18 protein-coding genes are annotated in these 20,064 nt (G+C 44.6%); 7 read left to right on the forward strand and 11 right to left on the reverse strand.

The annotated features are described in order from the left end of the window. Positions 1-13: 13 nt before the first annotated feature. From ACFOEK_RS02875 to ACFOEK_RS02900, 6 genes are all read right to left on the reverse strand, one after another. Entirely contained in the window at positions 14-1,066 is a 1,053-nt protein-coding gene (locus ACFOEK_RS02875) for an AraC family transcriptional regulator (RefSeq protein WP_386715880.1), read from the reverse strand. A gap of 121 nt (positions 1,067-1,187) precedes the next feature. Then, the gene (locus ACFOEK_RS02880; protein WP_386715882.1) at positions 1,188-2,255 is read right to left on the reverse strand and encodes a GGDEF domain-containing protein; all 1,068 of its coding nucleotides are present in this window, start codon (positions 2,253-2,255) and stop codon (positions 1,188-1,190) included. Between the two features lie 177 nt (positions 2,256-2,432). Continuing rightward, a complete protein-coding gene (locus tag ACFOEK_RS02885) occupies positions 2,433-2,732 on the reverse strand; it encodes a c-type cytochrome (protein WP_386715885.1) in 300 nt (99 codons plus the stop codon). 42 nt (positions 2,733-2,774) lie between these two features. Further along, the gene (locus tag ACFOEK_RS02890) at positions 2,775-3,410 is read right to left on the reverse strand and encodes a glutathione S-transferase family protein (protein ID WP_386715888.1); all 636 of its coding nucleotides are present in this window, start codon (positions 3,408-3,410) and stop codon (positions 2,775-2,777) included. 188 nt (positions 3,411-3,598) lie between these two features. Further along, entirely contained in the window at positions 3,599-4,609 is a 1,011-nt protein-coding gene (locus ACFOEK_RS02895) for an alpha/beta fold hydrolase (RefSeq protein WP_386715891.1), read from the reverse strand. 158 nt (positions 4,610-4,767) lie between these two features. Beyond that, the gene (locus ACFOEK_RS02900; RefSeq protein WP_386715894.1) at positions 4,768-5,520 is read right to left on the reverse strand and encodes a pseudouridine synthase; all 753 of its coding nucleotides are present in this window, start codon (positions 5,518-5,520) and stop codon (positions 4,768-4,770) included. Between the two features lie 205 nt (positions 5,521-5,725). Between ACFOEK_RS02900 and ACFOEK_RS02905 the strand changes: the two genes are divergently transcribed. Continuing rightward, positions 5,726-6,046, forward strand: coding sequence for a hypothetical protein (locus tag ACFOEK_RS02905; RefSeq protein WP_386715897.1), 321 nt, complete (start codon positions 5,726-5,728; stop codon positions 6,044-6,046). 102 nt (positions 6,047-6,148) lie between these two features. On the opposite strand, the gene nfuA is transcribed toward ACFOEK_RS02905, so the two are convergent. Then, positions 6,149-6,757 carry a Fe-S biogenesis protein NfuA gene (nfuA, locus tag ACFOEK_RS02910; RefSeq protein ID WP_386715900.1) on the reverse strand — a complete coding sequence of 203 codons (609 nt, stop codon included), beginning with the start codon at positions 6,755-6,757 and terminating at the stop codon, positions 6,149-6,151. A gap of 367 nt (positions 6,758-7,124) precedes the next feature. Between nfuA and metH the strand changes: the two genes are divergently transcribed. From metH to ACFOEK_RS02935, 5 genes are all read left to right on the forward strand, one after another. Beyond that, the gene (gene metH / locus ACFOEK_RS02915) at positions 7,125-10,817 is read left to right on the forward strand and encodes a methionine synthase (RefSeq protein WP_386715903.1); all 3,693 of its coding nucleotides are present in this window, start codon (positions 7,125-7,127) and stop codon (positions 10,815-10,817) included. A 42-nt stretch (positions 10,818-10,859) separates the two neighbouring features. After that, on the forward strand, positions 10,860-12,248 hold the full coding sequence (locus ACFOEK_RS02920) for an MATE family efflux transporter (RefSeq protein ID WP_386715906.1): 1,389 nt from the start codon (positions 10,860-10,862) through the stop codon (positions 12,246-12,248). Positions 12,249-12,549: 301 nt separating this feature from the next. Beyond that, complete coding sequence (locus ACFOEK_RS02925) at positions 12,550-14,217, forward strand: nitrite/sulfite reductase (protein WP_386715909.1); 1,668 nt, start codon at positions 12,550-12,552, stop codon at positions 14,215-14,217. Further along, positions 14,201-14,695, forward strand: a complete 495-nt coding sequence (locus ACFOEK_RS02930; protein ID WP_386715912.1) for a DUF934 domain-containing protein — start codon at positions 14,201-14,203, stop codon at positions 14,693-14,695. The genes ACFOEK_RS02925 and ACFOEK_RS02930 overlap by 17 nt, the downstream gene beginning before the upstream one ends. Positions 14,696-14,858: 163 nt before the next feature. Then, positions 14,859-16,037, forward strand: a complete 1,179-nt coding sequence (locus ACFOEK_RS02935) for a cation:proton antiporter domain-containing protein (RefSeq protein WP_386715915.1) — start codon at positions 14,859-14,861, stop codon at positions 16,035-16,037. Positions 16,038-16,068: 31 nt separating this feature from the next. Here the strand turns inward: ACFOEK_RS02935 and ACFOEK_RS02940 are convergent, their stop codons facing one another. The 3 genes from ACFOEK_RS02940 to sohB form a co-directional block, all read right to left on the reverse strand. Further along, on the reverse strand, positions 16,069-16,419 hold the full coding sequence (locus ACFOEK_RS02940; RefSeq protein ID WP_386715918.1) for a hypothetical protein: 351 nt from the start codon (positions 16,417-16,419) through the stop codon (positions 16,069-16,071). Positions 16,420-16,572: 153 nt separating this feature from the next. Continuing rightward, the gene (locus tag ACFOEK_RS02945; protein ID WP_386715921.1) at positions 16,573-17,568 is read right to left on the reverse strand and encodes a YhdH/YhfP family quinone oxidoreductase; all 996 of its coding nucleotides are present in this window, start codon (positions 17,566-17,568) and stop codon (positions 16,573-16,575) included. 52 nt (positions 17,569-17,620) lie between these two features. After that, positions 17,621-18,682 (reverse strand): protease SohB, encoded by a 1,062-nt coding sequence (gene sohB / locus ACFOEK_RS02950; protein WP_386715924.1) that lies wholly within the window; start codon positions 18,680-18,682, stop codon positions 17,621-17,623. Positions 18,683-19,028: 346 nt separating this feature from the next. Here sohB and ACFOEK_RS02955 point away from each other — a divergent pair, with 346 nt between their 5' ends. Beyond that, the gene (locus ACFOEK_RS02955) at positions 19,029-19,343 is read left to right on the forward strand and encodes an SCP2 sterol-binding domain-containing protein (protein ID WP_386715927.1); all 315 of its coding nucleotides are present in this window, start codon (positions 19,029-19,031) and stop codon (positions 19,341-19,343) included. A 94-nt stretch (positions 19,344-19,437) separates the two neighbouring features. Here the strand turns inward: ACFOEK_RS02955 and ACFOEK_RS02960 are convergent, their stop codons facing one another. Beyond that, positions 19,438-20,055 carry a hypothetical protein gene (locus ACFOEK_RS02960; protein WP_386715929.1) on the reverse strand — a complete coding sequence of 206 codons (618 nt, stop codon included), beginning with the start codon at positions 20,053-20,055 and terminating at the stop codon, positions 19,438-19,440. Positions 20,056-20,064 lie beyond the last annotated feature (9 nt).

The following is a 20,064-nucleotide window of genomic DNA, read 5'->3' on the forward strand; positions in this document are numbered from 1 at the left end:
AGCTTTTGAGGACTCATTGGGGTGTTGCTTTGCGAATGGTTTGCTGCCGATATGTGGTGGGAGAAACACCAACAATCTCTTTAAAGGCACGATTAAATGAACTGATAGAACGGTACCCGACATCCAGAGAAATGTTCAAAATCGGGTCATCCGGGAACTCAATTAAGCGTTTCGCCGCATCGGTAATCCGCAGCTGATTAATATAATCATTGAAGTTACGATAACCGAGCGTCTGATTAATCAGATTACGCACCTTGTATTCTGGTAAACCAATTCGCTTGGCCAAGATCTTTAATGTGAGATTCTCTGTCCGATAAAAGCCGTCTTCCATGGTTTCCTTCAATAAACGGGCATCTTCTGACATCAACTGAATCTCAGGCTGAGACGGCTCTGCTTTTGGCTCAGTAGTCGTATCTGGATCAAGGAATTCTTTAGGTGGCTCGGTCACTGGCTCACCAAACAGCACACCATCTCTCCCCTTCATTAAAAAATAAGAAATGATAAAACCGCTAACAGACACAATGATGCCCCGTGTGTATTCTCCAGCTAAACCAAAGTTCAAACTGATCGCAGCGGTAATCACCGCAAAGCCAACTACGATGAGCATTGCCACCCGTAATTTACGACGAGATTCGACCAGATCATTGGACCAGTTAGAGACAATTACCCAGAGGCCATGACTGAGAAGTAGGTACTCACATATCTGCCCTGAATGCCATCCCCAGAAGGCCATCGCAGGAGTAAACTCCTGATCCGCCCAGAAAAAGCGGGCCAAGCTGGGGGCCATAAAACTGTATACCGCCATCACCGACCATAAGTTTTTTAAGCGCGGACGGTCATTAAACGCATACTGACAAAGTAACCAGAATAACGCCGGCACAGCGCCCTGAATGTTATTAGTAAACAAAGACCATTCTTTGGGTACCAAAGGAAAAATCAAAAACGCGATAGCTGCAGACAGGAACACAACAAAGACTCTAGCAACCGCTAAACGGCCAAAATCACGCGCAACGACTACGATAATATTAATCAGCAACCCAAGGCCAAATCCTGTTAGCAACTCCAAAGCCTAACTCCATCCATTAAATTAAAATTAAATAGTGATCAATTTATCACGCAGTGAATAGGTCTAAAAAGCAGAAATGGGCAGTAAAAACTGCCCATTTGATAAGATTATTAATTAGATACTAACTATGCTCAGTCGTCCGGGTACAGTTTCGACCCGCTTCTTTCGCTTTATAAAGATGTTTATCCGCCGACTTAATCAAGTTATCCCAGCTGTCGTAATAGCGAGTTGAACTGATGCCGGTACTGAAAGACAAGCGAATTTGGTGCCCCGCAACCTCAAACCGCTTTTCGGACATAACTTTACGAACTCGTTCAATAAGTTGATATCCCTCTTCAAGCGAAGTACTTGGAAATAAAATAATGAACTCTTCCCCACCCCAACGGCCAATCAGATCGGTTTCCCGAATCGACGCTTTAAGGTGAGCTGCCACCAACTTGAGCACTTCATCGCCCACATCATGACCGTATTCATCATTAATATTTTTAAAGAAATCGACATCACACACAGCCAACGCCATTTCATTGGTCGGCGCTTTACTCAGATAACGCTCCAATTCATGCGACTCTTTAATTCCTCGACGATTATACAAGCCGGTCAACTCATCACGGTGTGCCATCATTTTTAACACTTCATTGGCTTGGTCACTTTTTCGCTGTGCTTCCATTCGAGAAAGCTCCATGAGATACCCTAAAGCCACCACGAAAAGAATGGAGCCTGTAAAACGATACTTAATGTCAGGCGTGTAAGAATGAGTAACGAAATCAAGCCCTGGGACGTACAGAATAATAACCGACAAGAACAACACAACAGCGACCAGGATACCTCCCAGGCGGGTTCCTAATAAAGAAAACACAATCAAAGGATAGGTATAACACCACAGCAGCCCAGTATTTGCCTGGCCACCAGACGATAGAAGGAAAAGGTAAAGCACCGAAAACCCAAGGCAAATCATGCTCTGGAAGACCCGCCAGTTCTGAGTCAACTTGAACTGAACCCAGATTAATGCGGTACACAGGCCAAACACCAGCAAGCCGATGCCGTAGTCAGGCAACCCAGAGAAATAGGATTTCAGACCAAAGATACTGAGAAAAAACGCCCCAAGCCAACACAATGCAGAACTTAAAAGATCGTTTCTACGTGCCCGTTCAAAAGCGAGCTCTTCCCCTTTATCGGCATTATTTATCATTATTGTCCTTGCCTTAAAGCTTAAACTAGAGCAATTAAATAATAACGCCTTTACAACTTTTGTGACCAGCGACGAGCTGTTACGAAACGCATTAATTTCGTTTCAAAATGTAGATGGAGCATCTTATTATTTGAAACAGTACGCATATGACCGAAAGAAAGACGTTAAAGCCTCCCTTCACTTCATGGACAACAAATAGTCCGCAATCAATCCTGCTTGAGTATCCGTTAAATGAGGGAACTTGGGCATCTTACTGTGTTTACCACTGCCTTTAGTAATTTTTATTTTTATCTCCCAGTAAGACAGTTTGGTTCCTTTATTGGCTGGAACGCCCAACAAAAAGTTTCCTTTACCGGTAGATTTATGGCATTTGGCACAGTACTTTTCATACAACTCTTTGCCGCTCATCTCATCTGAGGTTTGCCCACACCCAGATAAGAGCAGCGAAAGAGTGAATAACAGAAGCAATGATTTCATGATCGCCCATCCTTGGGTTGTCCTAGGCAGAGGTTTTCCTTTCTATCCTTGCTCAGCCAATGCCTGAGTTTCTCTTTGATCGGCTAATGAACGAGAATCACGAGATTCAACACGCTCAAGATAGGATTTTAGATTATCTTGTTCAATCGATTGCTTGAAACTTAAAGCCCAGCGTAACGTATGCGCAATCAAAATATCCGCAGCTGAAAAACTATCCCCCAGAATATATGGCTTATCACCTAAGCCCTGACTTAGTAACGCCAACGCTCGTTGAAACTCCCAAGTCGCCGTCGGAAAAATTTCCGCTACTCGATGCTCTTTTGGAATCGCAAACTTGTGTTTACCCATGGTCCACAAAGGCTGTTCAAGCTCGGTTAACACAAAAAAGCTCCACTGATCATGAACAGCACGCTCTAGAGTTCCGGCTTCCGGGATTAACTTACCGGAGGCATATTTATCGGCCAAAAACGTTACAATGGCACCAGACTCGAAAGTAACTTGACCATCAATTTCGATCGCAGGGACTTTACCAGCAGGATTGACTGCCAGAAATTCCGGAGATTGAGAGTCGCCCTTGGCGAAGTTGACTAACTGGTATTCGTAATCCACCCCCAACTCTTCCAGCATCCATGTCACTCGTAATGTCCTGGTTTTGGGGAAGCCGTATACTTTAATCATCTATTGTCCTTATCTCTGAGTATCGATTGCGTAGTAAATTTACAACTACAACATTCACTTACTTCGACCATATGCCGAACGATTAGAGCGTTTATAGCACAGACAAAGACAACTTTTGACTACGAATTACATTCAACAAGACCCCTACTCATACCGACGCTTAAAAATAAGCTCCTATAAACACCCCTCTAAGCAAGAATCGCATTCCGATGAATTAAGTCTGCAATTTGAGGTACCAAGGGCACGGGTAAGTCATGACCCATACCCGACAAAATTGCCAATCGAGCATCAGGAATGGCGTCCGCCACGGCTCTTCCTCCCGACAATTTAATCAATGGGTCGGCATCACCATGAATGACCTGCGTGGGTACACCTATCCGTCGAATCAAAGAAGAAATGCTGCGTGTAGATAAGATCGCCTGTGTTTGTCGAATGATGCCGCCAGGGCAATAATTACGCTGATAATCGCGCTCGATCATATATTCGATTTCATCGACAGATCTTGGATAGGCCGGACTTTGAACCGCTTTCCAGAAGCCAATGACACGTCGTTTTACTGAGTCCAAATCGTGACCACCATTTCCAGCACCACTTAACCGAATGATTAAACCAATATCCGGTAACGGCAGTAACGGGCTGTTAGTAGAGGTCATGATGGCCGTTAAACTCGCCACATTTTGAGGGTAATAAGCGGAAACAATTTGGGCCACCATTCCCCCCATTGAAACACCAACTAAATGCGCATGAGGCAACTGCAAGCCTTCGATTAAACCGTGAAGGTCTTTGGCCATATCGTATAAGTTGTAGTTGGTACGGATAGGAAAACCGATGCGATGACAAGCAAAGGCCTTAATGATGTTAACTCGCCTACGGCAGTTTATTTTGGAGGATAAACCAACATCCCGATTATCGTAGCAAATGACCCGATAACCATGTTCCAGTAAGGATTGAATAAGTTCAGGGGGCCATACCGTTAACTGGCAAGCTAGACCCATAACAAGGACAACGGCAGGGTCAGAAGGTCGGCCATAGTCTCGAACAAAAAACGACAACCCATTGGATTCCACCACCCGGTCAGTGACAGAATAACCATGAAATTCTGTTTGCTTAAGCTCACCCACCTCTGGTGCAGATGAAGCGCTTTCAGAGTTCCGTCTCATTACTTTAGCATCGTGTCCCTCTATGTAACCTGCCAACATAGAACAACCCTCGTATCGCATTCAAAATGGACTACAACTTTTCATAACCAGGAAATCAAGTCCATTATTGACTGAGAATAGACAATGCTGAGTGAATATCCAGAAAACAGAACACCCTCCAATGTTACTGGCACCTTCCACTCTATTAACAATGAAGCTTACAGAGGCGAACGACTGACTTCCTCCGGTAGTGATTGAGTCCAGCCAAACGTCTGAATAATGGACCACCACGTTTCATTCAACTGAGCGTACAAACACATAGTTTGTCCTGTGTACGGATGCTCAAAGCTCAACTTCCATGCGTGCAAAAGCATCTGAGCACAGTTCAGATGATCACGAAAATACTGAGTGTGCTTGCCCTTGCCGTATCGAGTATCACCGATGATCGGATGACTAAGATGTTTAAGATGACGACGAATCTGATGTTTTCGACCCGTTTTAGGAAGTGCTTCTACTAATGAATACCTGGACTGAGGGTATTTATCTATTTCAACAGGAATCTCAACCTGCCCTAAGCAATAAAAATCCGTTATCGCTTCTTGAACGGGTTTAGGCTTTGGGTTCTTTTTGAACTTATCAACGGGAGGTGCCATCGCGTAATCAAGATGAACATGCTCCGGCATGTAACCTCGGGTTACCGCAAAATATCGTTTTTCGACGCTCTTATTTCGCCACTGATCCACCATTAAACTCGCTGTTTCTGAGTTTAAGGCCAACACAATGACACCCGATGTCATTCGATCTAACCGATGTACAGGATAAACCTTCTGGCCAAGCTGATCCCGTAACGTTTGAAGTAGAATCGGGCGATCTTCTTCTGAGCGCTCACCACGATGAACCAACATTCCAGCGGGTTTATTTACTGCTATCAGATCTTCGTCCTGATATAAAATCGACAAATTTTGAGACATTCTGTAACTCATCTACAACACTCAGATATTATTTCAAAAACCATATAACCTTTTGTTTTTAAAATAAAAGATAAATTTCATCTCTATTTTATATCCGCTGATCAGAACCCCCCCAACAAAACCGATGTTTGGTCAGGATGAATCAAAAAATCACTACTAAACTTAAAAGATACTATGTCACTTTATAATAAACGGAGGCTAGCTTATGGTGCATTCTTTTGCTACGACACATGATTCACAGCAGCAAGAAGTTGCTAAATGGAGTGCCATATTTGAAAGCCTTGTCCCCTTAAAAGCTCGAACAATAAAAATATTAGAAGGTCGTTATGGACCTAAAATGGGACGCTTTCTCAAGAATCCAGCTTCATTAGGGTTCCTTATCGACTGGGACTTTTCAGGTGCCAGTATCGGCATGAGCCATCTTCAGGAAGATTCAGTAGCAATCGACCCCAACCAACTCCTTAGAGAAATATCTATCTTAGAGGCCTACGGCGAAAGCGACGATGTTTGTGCATCCCCCAAATAAGAGATAAAAAATTTCGCTTTAGGATCTTACCCTCAATAAACAATGACGCATAAAAAAGCCCGGCTATATGCTCCGGGCTTTCTTTTAATTAATCGATACTGCTTATTGGTAATAAGCGTTTTCAGTAACGGTATGGTCTGTCACATCGCGCACACCTTTCAGCTCAGTGATAACTTCTAACAGACGCGTTTCAACACCATTTTTTAGAGTAACATCTACCGCACTACAGCCTTGACATCCACCGCCGAAGCGCAAAACGGCGATCATATCTTCAGTGACTTCAACCAGGCTAACCTCACCACCGTGCGCCGCCAGACCAGGGTTCACTTCGGTCATCAACAAGTAGTTGATGCGATCTTGTAGTGGGCTATTTTCGTCCACTTTTGGCATCTTGGCGTTCGGCGCTTTGATCGTTAACTGGCCACCCAATTTGTCTTTGGCAAAGTCAACAATCGCTTCATCCAAATAAGGAACACTTTGACGCTCAACATACAAACGGAAATCGATGTAGTCAGAGACCAAATCAGATTCTATGATTTCATCTGGTTTGCAATAAGCCAGGCAGGTTTCGGCGTTTTTTGTACCAGGTTGAGTCACATACATACGAACGCCCATTCCTGGAGTGTCCTGCTTAGCAACCAACTCACCAAGGTATTGTCGTGCACCGTCAGTGATGGTGATGTTGTGATCAATGTCTTCGTATTGGGTCATAGCGCGCCTTTGCTTGTCACAAGTACTTTGCCCGATGGCATAAATTAGGCGGGCATTGTACTCGAACTTTTAATTACTTCAAATAGTATAGCTTTTTAGTCAGGTACCAGCTACAGCTTTGTGCCATCTTCAGCACGTGTTTCACATGAAATCGCCCAGAAGCTCTGGTAGAATGACCGCCCTTTTACACCAGATATTGAACCACTGAGATTCATGTTTCATGAATTAGTATTGATAAGAATCCATAAAGTTCGATACAAAAAATACCAGTTAACAAGACAATGATTGCTCGTAACACAGCGACATTATCATCATGATTAGCAACGACTAATCATTGATTCTTAAAGATCAGAATTGGCGGTAATCCATGGAAACCAGACAACAACGAATTGAGCGATTAAAACAAGAATTAGAACAACGCATCCTGGTTCTGGATGGTGCCATGGGCACCATGATTCAAAGCTATAAGCTGGAAGAAAGCGATTACCGAGGTGAACGTTTTGCCGACTTCCATACCGAAGTTAAAGGCAACAACGATTTACTTGCCGTCAGCCAACCAAAAATCCTTCAGGACATTCACGAAGCCTATTTGAACGCTGGCACAGACATTCTTGAAACCAACACCTTTAACTCAACGCGAATTTCTCAAGCCGATTACGACATGCAAGAGTTTTCGTATGAGCTGAATGTTGAGAGCGCCAAGGTCGCACGTGCGGCGGCCGATAAATTTACGGCTCAGAACCCGGACAAACCCCGTTTTGTTGCTGGTGTACTCGGCCCAACCAGCCGCACCGCGTCTATTTCACCAGATGTTAACGACCCGTCCAAACGCAACGTTACCTTTGATGAACTGGTAGAAAATTACATTGAATCTACCAAAGGCTTAATCGAAGGTGGATCTGACATCATTTTGATCGAAACCATCTTCGATACACTTAATGCAAAAGCAGCGGTCTTTGCTGTTCAAGAAGTATTTGAACAGCTAGGTTTCGAATTGCCGATCATGATTTCCGGTACCATTACCGACGCCAGTGGCCGTACGCTTTCTGGCCAGACTGCCGAAGCTTTCTATAATTCACTTGCACACGCCAAACCACTCAGCATTGGTTTCAACTGCGCATTGGGTGGCGATGAATTACGACCATACGTCGAAGAGCTGGCTAATAAAGCCGACTGCCTTGTTAGTGCCCACCCGAATGCAGGCTTACCAAACGAATTCGGCGAATACGACGAAACTCCGGAAGAAACCGGAAACATTGTTGCTGAGTTTGCACAAAGCGGTTTAGTAAACATCGTTGGTGGCTGTTGTGGAACCAGCCCGGATCATATCAAGTCCATCGCCGACAAAGTTCAATCCCTTAAACCTCGTGTAATTCCTGAGATTCCTAAAGCCTGTCGTTTGAGCGGCCTTGAACCATTTAACATCACAGAAGAATCGCTGTTTGTTAACGTCGGTGAGCGAACTAACGTTACCGGCTCTGCACGCTTTAAGCGTCTGATTAAAGAAGAGCTGTACGACGAAGCGTTAGAGGTTGCTCGCCAGCAAGTTGAAGCCGGTGCCCAAATCATCGACATCAACATGGACGAAGGCATGCTGGATTCCAAAGAAGCCATGGTTCACTTCCTGAACCTGGTCGCTTCTGAACCCGACATCGCTCGCGTGCCGATCATGATTGACTCCTCCAAGTGGGACATCATTGAAGCCGGTTTGAAATGCGTACAAGGCAAGTGTGTCGTTAACTCGATCAGTTTGAAAGAAGGCGAAGAACAATTCATCGAACACGCCAAACTGTGTATGCGCTACGGTGCAGCCGTTGTGGTAATGGCCTTTGATGAAGTAGGTCAGGCAGACACAGAACAACGTAAGAATGAAATCTGTAAGCGCTCTTATGATGTATTGGTTAATAAACTCGGCTTCAACCCCGAAGACATCATTTTTGACCCGAACATCTTTGCTGTGGCGACTGGTATTGACGAACACAACAACTACGCTGTTGATTTCATCAACGCCTGTGATTACATCACCAAGAATCTGCCATACGCCAAAATTTCAGGCGGTGTAAGTAACGTTTCCTTCTCATTCCGCGGCAACAACCCGGTTCGAGAAGCCATTCACGCAGTATTCCTATATCACGCTATTCAAAAAGGCCTGAGCATGGGTATTGTAAATGCGGGTCAGCTGGAAGTGTACGCTGAGATTCCAAAAGAACTGCGTGAGCGCGTAGAAGACGTCATTCTCAATCGTCGCGAAGACGGCACCGATCGCTTACTTGAAATTGCCGACCAATACAAAGGTGACGGCGTTAAGCAACAACAAGAAGACTTAAGTTGGCGTGAACAGCCAGTCAACAAGCGTATTGAACATGCACTGGTTAAAGGTCTGACCACTTACATCATCGAAGATACCGAAGAAGCCCGACAAAATGCCGAGCGCCCTATCCACGTGATTGAAGGCCCATTAATGGACGGCATGAACGTGGTTGGCGACCTGTTTGGTGAAGGTAAGATGTTCCTGCCACAGGTTGTAAAAAGTGCCCGTGTTATGAAACAAGCGGTGGCACACCTGATTCCGTTTATTGAAGAAGAAAAAGGTGATAAAGCCGAAACCAAAGGCAAGATCATCATGGCTACCGTAAAAGGTGACGTACATGATATCGGTAAAAACATTGTGGGCGTGGTTCTTCAGTGTAACAACTACGAAGTTGTGGATCTGGGTGTAATGGTACCGTGCGAAACCATCCTGAAAGCGGCAAAAGAGCATAATGCCGACATCATTGGTTTAAGTGGTTTGATCACACCATCGCTTGACGAAATGGTACACGTTGCAAAGGAAATGGAACGCCAAGGTTTCGATATCCCACTGTTGATCGGTGGTGCAACCACCTCGAAAGCCCACACTGCCGTTAAGATTGAACAAAACTACACACGCAACCTTGCATGCTATGTGGCCGATGCATCTCGTAGCGTGGGTGTTGCAACCGCCCTATTAAGTGACGATTTACGTGACAAGTTCGTAAAAGATACTCGCGAAGAATATGTAGCTGTTCGTGAACGCAACGCTAAGCGTAAGCCAAAACAAGCCGACTTAACTTACGAACAAGCCATTGCCAATGCCACACCGATTGATTGGGACAATTACACGCCACCAGCACCTAGCTTCACCGGTGTTAAAGTGTTTGAAGACTTCCCTCTGGAAGAACTGGTTGAAACCATCGACTGGACACCATTCTTTATTTCTTGGGATTTAGCAGGTAAATACCCGAAAATTCTGAACGACGAAGTGGTCGGTGAAGCAGCCACCAACCTATTTAATGATGCACAGAAAATGCTGAAGCACATTGTCGATAATAAGCTAATCAAAGCGCGTGCGGTTGTTGGTTTCTGGAATGCAAATCAAGTTAATGCGGACGATATCGAAGTCTACGATGATACAGGCGAAGTAGCAGCGACACTTCACCACATTCGTCAACAAAACCGTCGACCAGAAGGAAAAGCCAATCAGAGTCTTGCAGACTTTGTTGCCCCTAAAACGACGGGTAAACACGATTACATCGGCGGCTTTGTCACCACCGCAGGTATCGGTGCAGAAGAGCTGGCCAAGTCGTACGAAGACAAGCACGATGACTACAACTCCATCATGGTTAAAGCCCTCGCTGATCGCCTGGCGGAATCCTTTGCCGAATACATGCACCGTCATGTTCGTAAAGAACTCTGGGGCTACGCAACCGATGAAGAGTTCTCCAACGAGGAACTTATCAAAGAACGCTACCAAGGCATTCGACCTGCGCCTGGTTATCCTGCCTGCCCGGATCACACCGAGAAAGCAACACTGTTTAAGCTGTTGGATGCAGAAGCCAATACCGGCGTTAACCTGACAGAACACTTTGCAATGTATCCTGCTGCGTCAGTCAGCGGTTGGTACTTCTCTCACCCGGAAAGCCGCTACTTTGGTACAGGTAAGATTGCCAAAGATCAGGTTGAATCGCTTGCCAAGCGAAAAGAAATGCCAATTGAAACCATGGAACGTTGGTTATCGCCTGTCCTTTCATACGACAACTAGGTTATTCCCAGAGTTAATATCATCTGAATGAGCAGTAATTCAATGATAAACACAGACCCTAACCCGGTCTGTGAACCTACCGCCCGTAATCTTCTTAAGCTGGCAGTTCCCATTGCGTTAGGAATGGCCAGCTTAAGTATTTTAGGGCTGCTTGAAACCTCAATATTAGGACACTATGGCCAACATGCCCTAGCCGCCAGCGCCTCAGCCAACTATCTCTTTTTCGTTTTTCTCTCAGCTTTTGCCGGGTTTTCCATCGCCATTCAATCTCAAGTAGCCCGACACATTGACGATGCACCGTACATTGCCAGGAAATACACATTAGTTGGATTAAGCCAGCTAGTTTTTGTCGCATTGAGTTTTATTCTACTGGTTTACTTTTTCAATCGCGAAATGATTGCCGCTCAAATTCATGATGAGCACATCATTACTCAAGCATCAGAGTTTCTTTGGATTAAAAGCTGGAGCTTACTGCCCATCGCCATTCTCATGGCATTACGAGGGTTCTTGCATGGTGCGAACCAACCAAAAGTATTTCTTACTTGCTTAGTATCCAGCCACACGCTGTCAGGTGTACTTTGCTACCTTCTCGTATATGGAAAACTGGGCTTCCCTGAGCTCGGATTAAAAGGCGCCGCTTTTTCGACTGTAATCAGCATATCGCTCGGAACAGCTCTACTTTGCTTACTCACTCTACGCCCTCTGAACGCAACCAAACAGAAAGGTACCATTAACAAAATAACGCCTTCCGATTATGTAACAGGATGGCACCTCGCTTGGCCAACGTCTTTTCAACAAGTAATTTTCGCCATTGGTACAGCGGCTTTCATGGCTATCATTGCCAAGACCAGCGTCACTGAACTCGCAGCAGCCCACCTAATCATTACCCTATCTTTGGTTCTCATTCTTCCAGTTGTTGGAATTGGTATGTCAGCCACTACCTTTATCAGCCGTTCACATACCTTGTTTCAACAAGGAGAAACAAGCCCTCAAAATTCACAACGGTGGTACACAATTACACTACGCCTATCATTAGCCTGCATTCTTCTCGTGAGCCCAGCCTTATTACTTACCACCGAATCGGTACTCTTTGCTCTGACCAAAGATCCAGAGGTCGTTGCCGCGGCTTACTGGCCTCTGATCATCCTTGTTTTCTCACTATTATTTGAAGCTGTCACCATTTCTACTAAGCAGTCTCTTTACGCTTTACACCAAAATAAAGCCGTATTAACCATTCTGAGTTCAACTCAGTGGCTGATATTATTACCTGCCATGCTGATAATCCATTTATCAGGTAACGGCTCACTGGAAATCTACGTCCTCTGCCATGCCATTCAGCGAGCGATCAACGGCATATTGCTGTACCGAATCTGGAAAAAAGAGCATCAAAACCCCACCCCACAACCTCATATTTCAGATGTAGAAGTTTGAAGACACGTATCATTCTCATTTGATATACAGAAAACCAATAAAAAGACCAAAGTTAATCTATTAAACCGATGAACTTTATTTCAATAATGAATTTTGAGTCCTGCTTTATATAACTTAGAATGCGCGCCATATAAGAAAACGGTAGTTCTCTCTATATGTCGCTTCGAGTATCGTGTCCATCGTATTTAGCAGCGATATTTATTGCCAGCAGGAAACAATCTTCCTTCTGATACTGACTACCATCAATACGACTGTGATTATGCCCTGCTGTGATTCAGCAAGGTGGGAGTAGATCTAACTCATGTACGTTTATGACGATTACGATCACGCGATTATCCAAGACCGTGTGAAGCAGTACCGCGACCAGACTCGTCGCTACTTTGAAGGCAAACTCAGCGAAGAAGAGTTTTTACCATTGCGTCTTCAGAATGGCCTGTATGTTCAGCGCATGGCTCCTATGCTACGTGTTGCTGTGCCTTACGGTATGCTGGCGTCCAAACAAATTCGTAAGCTGGCTGACATCGCCCGTAAATACGACAAAGGTTACGCGCACTTTAGTACTCGTCAAAACCTTCAGTTTAACTGGCCGGAACTAGCGGATGTACCTGATATTCTTCAGGAACTGGCAGACGTTGAAATGCACGCCGTTCAAACGTCTGGTAACTGTATTCGTAACACCACCACTGACCAGTTCGCTGGCGTGTGTACCGGTGAGATTGAAGATCCTCGTCCATATTGCGAAATCATTCGTCAGTGGTCTACGTTCCACCCTGAGTTTGCGTTCTTACCACGTAAGTTCAAAATCGCAGTTAATGCGAACACTGAATCAGATCGCTCGGCGACGGATGTTCATGACATCTCTTTGCACTTGGTTAAAAACGACGAAGGCAAAACCGGTTTTCGTGTCGTTGTTGGTGGTGGTTTGGGTCGAACGCCAATTATTGGCAGCACGATCCGCGACTATCTTCCAGCTGAAGATATGTTGACTTACCTTGAAGCCATCATTCGTGTCTACAACCAAAAAGGTAACCGCCTAAACAAATATAAGGCGCGTATCAAGATTTTGGTAAAAGCCTTAACACCTGCCAAATTTGGTGAGTTGGTTGAAGAAGAGTGGTCACACATCAAAGACAGCGAAAGTAAGCTAACGCCAGAATTACTGGAAAAAATGAAGTCTTACTTCACTGAGCCGGCGTATGAAGCACTTTCTGATGACAGTGCTGAGTTCGAAGCCAAACTAGCTGACTCTAAAGGCTTTGCAAACTGGGTATCTCGCAACGTTGCAGAACACAAAAAGCCAGGCTATGCCATTGTTACACTATCTATTAAACGCCCTGGTCATGCTCCAGGTGATGTAACTGACGTTCAACTAGATAAGATTGCAGACCTTGCAGATCAATACAGCTTTGGTGAGGCACGCACAACTCACGAGCAAAACATCGTATTGGCAGACGTCAAGAAATCTGATCTTTATGCAGTTTGGGAAGCCGCCAAAGAAGCTGGCTTCGCGACACCAAACCTTGGCCTTTTAACCGACATGATTTGCTGCCCAGGTGGCGACTACTGTGCCCTAGCCAATGCTAAGTCAATTCCAGTTGCAGACGAAATCATGCGCCGTTTCGATGACATTGACTACCTGCACGACTTAGGCGATATCGACTTGAACATCTCAGGCTGTATGAATGCATGTGGTCATCACCACGTGGGCAACATCGGTATCTTAGGTGTTGATAAGAAAGGTGAAGAGTTCTATCAAATCTCTTTGGGTGGTGATTCAGGCAAATTGAACAACACCTCTATCGGTAAGATTCTTGGCCCTTCATTCCAGCGTGATGAGGTTGTTGATGTTCTCGATAAGATCCTGAATATCTACGTAGAAAACCGTCAAGACGACGAATTGTTTATCGACACTTTCCAACGTATCGGTATGGAAGTATTCAAGGAGCGCGTATATGCCAAAGCTAATTAAGAACCGTGCTATCGTTGAAGACGATTTTGTACTGGTTAACGAAGTTGCAGAAGGCGAATCAACACCCGAAGGTAAAGTGATTCTTCCTGTTCAATTTTACCTGGATAATCGTGAAGCACTAGCAAGTCGTGATGACGTAGCTGTGTGGCTAGAGTCTGATCAACCCGCTGAGCTATTAAATGACATTCATCAAGAAGTCGCCTTCATCGCAGTTAACTTCCCGAAATTTGCTGACGGCCGCGGTTACTCTTACGCCCGCTTGATTCGTGAGCGCATGAACTATACAGGTGAGCTTCGTGCTATTGGTGATGTTCTGCTAGATCAACTGCATTTTATGGCTCGCTGTGGTTTCGATAGCTTTGCAGTACGTGAAGACACGGACATCGAAGAAGCACTAACAGGCTTTGAAGCATTCCGTTTCTCTTACCAAGCTGCGAACGATAATCCAACACCGCTTTTCCGTAAGCGTTTGGGTTAAGATTCTAAAGGGGAAGAGTAACTTCCCCTTTTTATCTCTTTTTTTCTCCGCCCGTCATTAATACATCCTTTGTTTTAAATCCCGCCTTAAAACCGCTATAGTCAGTTAAGAACCTTCAATAATGTATTTCTAACAACTTAGCACTAAGGCTCGCCTGGATTTAATGGATCACAGCATCACGTTCAATTTCTTCGTCATCTTCACCGGTTCGGCCATTCTAGCGACGCTAGCAATGTTTGGTCGTCAGCCCTTATTGATCGCGTATATTGTCTTAGGAGCCTTGCTTGGGCCTTATGGGCTCGAAACCATCAACGATGCAGCGCTCATTAGTGATCTTGCCCACATAGGCATAGTGTTTCTGTTATATCTTCTGGGTTTGGATATGCAACCTGCGAAGCTCATCACTATGTTAAGAAAAGCAACCTTAGTTGCTTTATTTTCATCTGCTATTTTTGCCTTTGCTGGGTTCAGCTTTGCCAGCTTGTTTGGCTATTCAGACATCGAAGCGATAGTGATTGGCCTAGCCATGATGTTCTCCAGTACCATCATCGGTATTAAATTGTTACCGACCACTGCGCTACATCATAAACACATCGGCGAGTTGGTAACTGGCTTGTTGCTCCTTCAGGACTTGATCGCGATTCTGGTGCTGATTGCTATTCAATCGTTCAGTAATCAAGCAGCAAGTCATGGCATTGACTGGTGGATGATGATTCAACCTTTATTCATGCTTCCTCTACTCATCCTGGCGGCCTGGGCACTGATCAAATGGCTGATTATCCCCCTACTTTTGAAGTTCGACAGCATGCAAGAGTTTATGTTTCTAATCACCATCGGTTGGTGCTTAGGGCTTGCAGAGTTGGCGTCATTCATTGGACTGTCTCAGGAGATAGGAGCCTTCGTTGCCGGTGTGACTATGGCCCTTACCCCCATTGCACAATTTGTAGCGTTAACACTTAAACCCCTCAGAGACTTCTTCCTTGTACTGTTCTTCTTCTCTCTCGGTGCAAGTTTCAACCTCGACCTACTGTCTCAAGTGTGGCTCCCCTCTGTAATTTTGGCTGCAGTATTCCTTGCCCTCAAGCCCCTAGTCTTCCGTTTCTTACTCTTCAAACTGGAAGAAAGCCCCAGAATGGGTTGGGAAGTTGGTTTTCGATTGGGACAGAACAGTGAATTCGCTCTACTGGTTGCTTTTCTCGCCTTAGGCACTGGCATGATCGGTGTGGAAGCCGCTCACGTAATACAAGCGACCGCCATCATCACCTTTCTTGTCTCAACCTACATAGTGATTGGTCGCTACCCTTCACCGATTGCTATGAGCGATAAATTAAGACGGGATTAAGATATTGAACTTAAAACAAAGTTTAATGTAATTAAGCAACAACACGCCCCCTATAAACCTTCTTAGGCCGATCTGAGTCAACACTTTGAGACTCAGTCTTATTAGCAGCAGGGATCAACTGCACTTGTCCTCGATAGATTTTAGTGACGTATTTATCATCAGTTGACTCACCAGCTTCTAGTTTTTTCATCCAATCCCCACCCGCTTTACTAAAAAGATCTTTTAATAAGGCCTGAAGAACAGCATCGCTACTTTTTTGATAGATAGGAATTAATTCAGAAAGCAGCTCTGGATTTGCGAGCTTTACATCCGGTTTATGCTCACTTGGGACGCGTCGACGAATTTCTTGCACCAAATCGATCATAGGTTTTGTGTAGTTCATGGTGATATCCTTACTCGCTGCACTCAAAGATTAAAACTAATTAATCAGTGCAAAAGGCGTGCTAACTCATACCATTACTCCAAACCTAGAGTAGAAAATACCAGGCACAAAAAACGCAGCCGAAGCTGCGTTTAAAAACTTGATAAAAGTAAGCTAACTAACTTTTACCAATGTTCTTCCGGCAACGCCTCCTTTGAGAATACGATCAATGTATTCTGGAAGCTGCTGTAATTCGATGGGTGCCACCCAGCTTTCGTACTTCTTCAAAATTGCTGCATGTTCAGCCATGAAATCCCACATAGCCGCTTTCTTTGAAGATGGCACTTCCGCTGAATCAACGCCTACCAAATTTATTCCGCGAAGAATAAAAGGAAACACCGTCATATCCAGTGCTGGCGAAGCAACTAAACCACATATAGCTGCTGTTCCCTGAGGCAGTAACGATTTCAAAACATTTTCAAGTGGCACGCCACCCACAGTATCAATTGCTGCAGCCCAGCGCCCCTTCAACATAGGTCGTTTGGAAGACTCAGAAAGCTCTTCACGTCCAAAAATCTGCTTAACGCCTAAGGCTTTCAACGCTTCGTACTGGTCAGGTTTTCCAGAAAAGGCATGAACTTCAAACCCCATACTGGCTAACAACGCAATCGCCATAGAGCCAACACCACCCGTCGCGCCAGTCACTAGCACTGGGCCACTCTCAGGCCCAATGCCCGTCATAAGTAGCTTATCGATACATAAAGATGCCGTTATTCCAGCTGTACCTAATACAGCAGCGTCTCGGGTCGAAAAGCCTTCAGGAAGCACATGAACCCAAGAAGCAGGCACTTGAATGACTTGCCCATAACCACCATCGGTATTCATACCCAAATCATGGCCTGTCACCACAACCGGCTGACCTTCTGTAAATTCAGACGTTGAAGACGCCATTACAACACCCGCTGCATCAATTCCCGGCACATGAGGATACTCACGCGTAACTCCTTTATTACCGGTCGAAGAAAGAGCGTCTTTATAGTTAATTGCCGAATAGTCAACTTTTACAAGTACATGCCCTTCCTTTAATGAAGGTACTGCCTTTGTCACTACCGCTTGAGAAAAAGACCCATCGTCCATTTCCGTTACTTCAAATGCCTGATAACTGTCCATACTTCCCCTCTTAACTAAGACGTTTGTTCAATCTCAGTGAAAGTAAACTTGATTAACGAATTTGTGTTCGGCTATCCAAGAAACGAGTTAATAATTTATCAATACTTCGTGTAATCCCCATTGAAGCAGCCATTCCTAGCTTCTCCTGAAAGGATTTCTTCACTTCGTATTTCACTTCAAAGACATCCGCCTCATCAGCCAATTGCATTAAATACTCATCGCTGGTCATCACTTGATCAACTAGGTTGTTGTTAAGAGCCTCAGTGCCATACCAAATATCACCATTAGCCACCTTGTCGATCGCCAGCTCAGGTCGATATTGTGAAACATGAGACTTAAACAAGTCATGTGTATCTTGTAAATCTTGCTTGAACTTCTCGCGACCTTCATCGGTATTTTCACCAATTACGGTCAACGTCCGCTTGTATTCACCCGCAGTATGAAGTTCGACATCAATGTCGTTCTTCTTCAACAATTTATGGATATTTGGGATTTGGGCAACAACGCCAATGGAACCCACAATGGCAAACGGCGCAGCAATGATTTTATTCGCTAAACAGGCCATCATGTAACCACCGCTGGCAGCTACCTTATCAACACACACAGTAAGAGGAATATCTTTCTTACGAATCCGATCCAGCTGAGAGGCAGCCAAACCATAACCATGTACTACACCACCAGGACTTTCCAGACGAACAACTACCTCATCACATGGTTCAGCAGACGTCAGAACAGCACTGATCTCTTCGCGCATTGATTTCACCGCTGACGCATGCACATCACCGTCGAAATCAATCACAAATACACGTTTGTTACGCGCTTCTTGTTGCTCGCTCGTTTGCTCTTTAGCTTCTTTTTTCAGCGCTTTTTTCTTTTCTTTCTCTTCTTTCTTAAGCGCTTTATGCTTTTCTTTCAGTTCTTCTTTGGAAAGCAGTTCATGCTCAAACTGATCTTTTGTATCTTCAAATTTATCATTGAGCTTTTTAATCTCAATGTGTCCTTCTCTGCGATTCTTCTGACCTACTGCAGCAATAAACCCAACTACTACAATAATGGCCAATACGATGGTGACGGCCTGTGCCAAGAAAACGCTGTATTCACTCCAAAAGCCCAAAGTAACTTCTCCTATCCTTAATTCATTGCAGAATAATAACAGCACACGATGATAATGTGCCTACCATCTTAGGACAATCGAATACCGAGATTAATTCACAGTCTGACAGCATCTATTATTGCCTCTCTACGACAGAAACCGTCACCTACAGCCAAATCTTTACACTGAAAACATTAATTAGATCAAATAGTTCAAACGGTCGTTTGATTAATCCTTGACACACACAGTCAGACGTCTTACTCTCGGCTTTCGTTGAGCCTAGCAATTGTTAGGTAAACATTACCCAAGACCTCTTATGGTCAGACACTAACAAGGGCATAAGCCCGACTGAGAAGGGATAAAATCAATGGCTACAGTTGCAGAAATCATTGAAACTATGAAGTCTAAGTTCAACGCTGACGCGGCAGCGGGCATGGAAAATATTTTCCAGTTCAGCATTGAAGACGGTGACAACTTCTTTGTAACTATCAATGGCGGTAGCTTTGAAATCGCTGAAGGTGAGTCTGACGACCCTTCTGTTACTCTAATCATGGACACTGAAACACTTGGTGGCCTAATGAGCGGCGAAGTTGACGGTATGCAAGCATTCATGATGGGCCAGCTTAAAGCTGAAGGCGACATCATGTTGGCTACTAAACTATCTGAGTTGTTCCCTGTTTAATCGCAGAGTCAATTCAAATAAAAAAACCAGCCTCAAGGCTGGTTTTTTTATGTCCTGACATAATCCGTCTGTCAGCATATTCACAAAGAAGTTATCAGAATCCCGCTACTCTTTTTGCTTCCTCATTAGCGGCAATCCATACTAGTCGATCTTGTTGAAGAACCAAACTGTATAGCGCACCGCTTGCTAAAGGTAACTGTCTGGAAAGAACTTCTTGATGTTCAAATCCCGCAGGGTGAAAGTCACCAGCGGCACTTTCGGGACGCAACCATTCATCTCTTTCATCTGACAACACCGATTGCTCAAACTGATTCGTTTCAATCAGCATAGAGTTCAAAACAACCAGTTTCGGAAAGCCAAGCATTGTCCAAAATCCATTAGGAGAAACCAATGTAATTTTGGTTTGGAAATGATCGCCCTTTCCTACCAATTCATAACTCCTCACTCCGTCATCAATGACCAGCTTAAAGTCACGGTCTGTTAACTTAACAACCGAAGCGTTCATCACTCCATGAGTTGCAGATACAGAAACATAAGGGGTTAATGACCAACCGATTAATGCCAACCACACGCCAATAGCACCAACCAGCACAGGAACATTACCTTTCAGCCATACCAACCAATTAGTAAGTCGAAAGAAGATAAATGCAGCAACTAAGAGGATAATTGCGCCACATCCAATCAGAGTATAAGTTAACAACGCCAATTCCATGGCTCACTC

Source organism: Litoribrevibacter euphylliae (genome assembly GCF_042646085.1).
GTDB classification, from domain to species: domain Bacteria; phylum Pseudomonadota; class Gammaproteobacteria; order Pseudomonadales; family Litoribrevibacteraceae; genus Litoribrevibacter; species Litoribrevibacter euphylliae.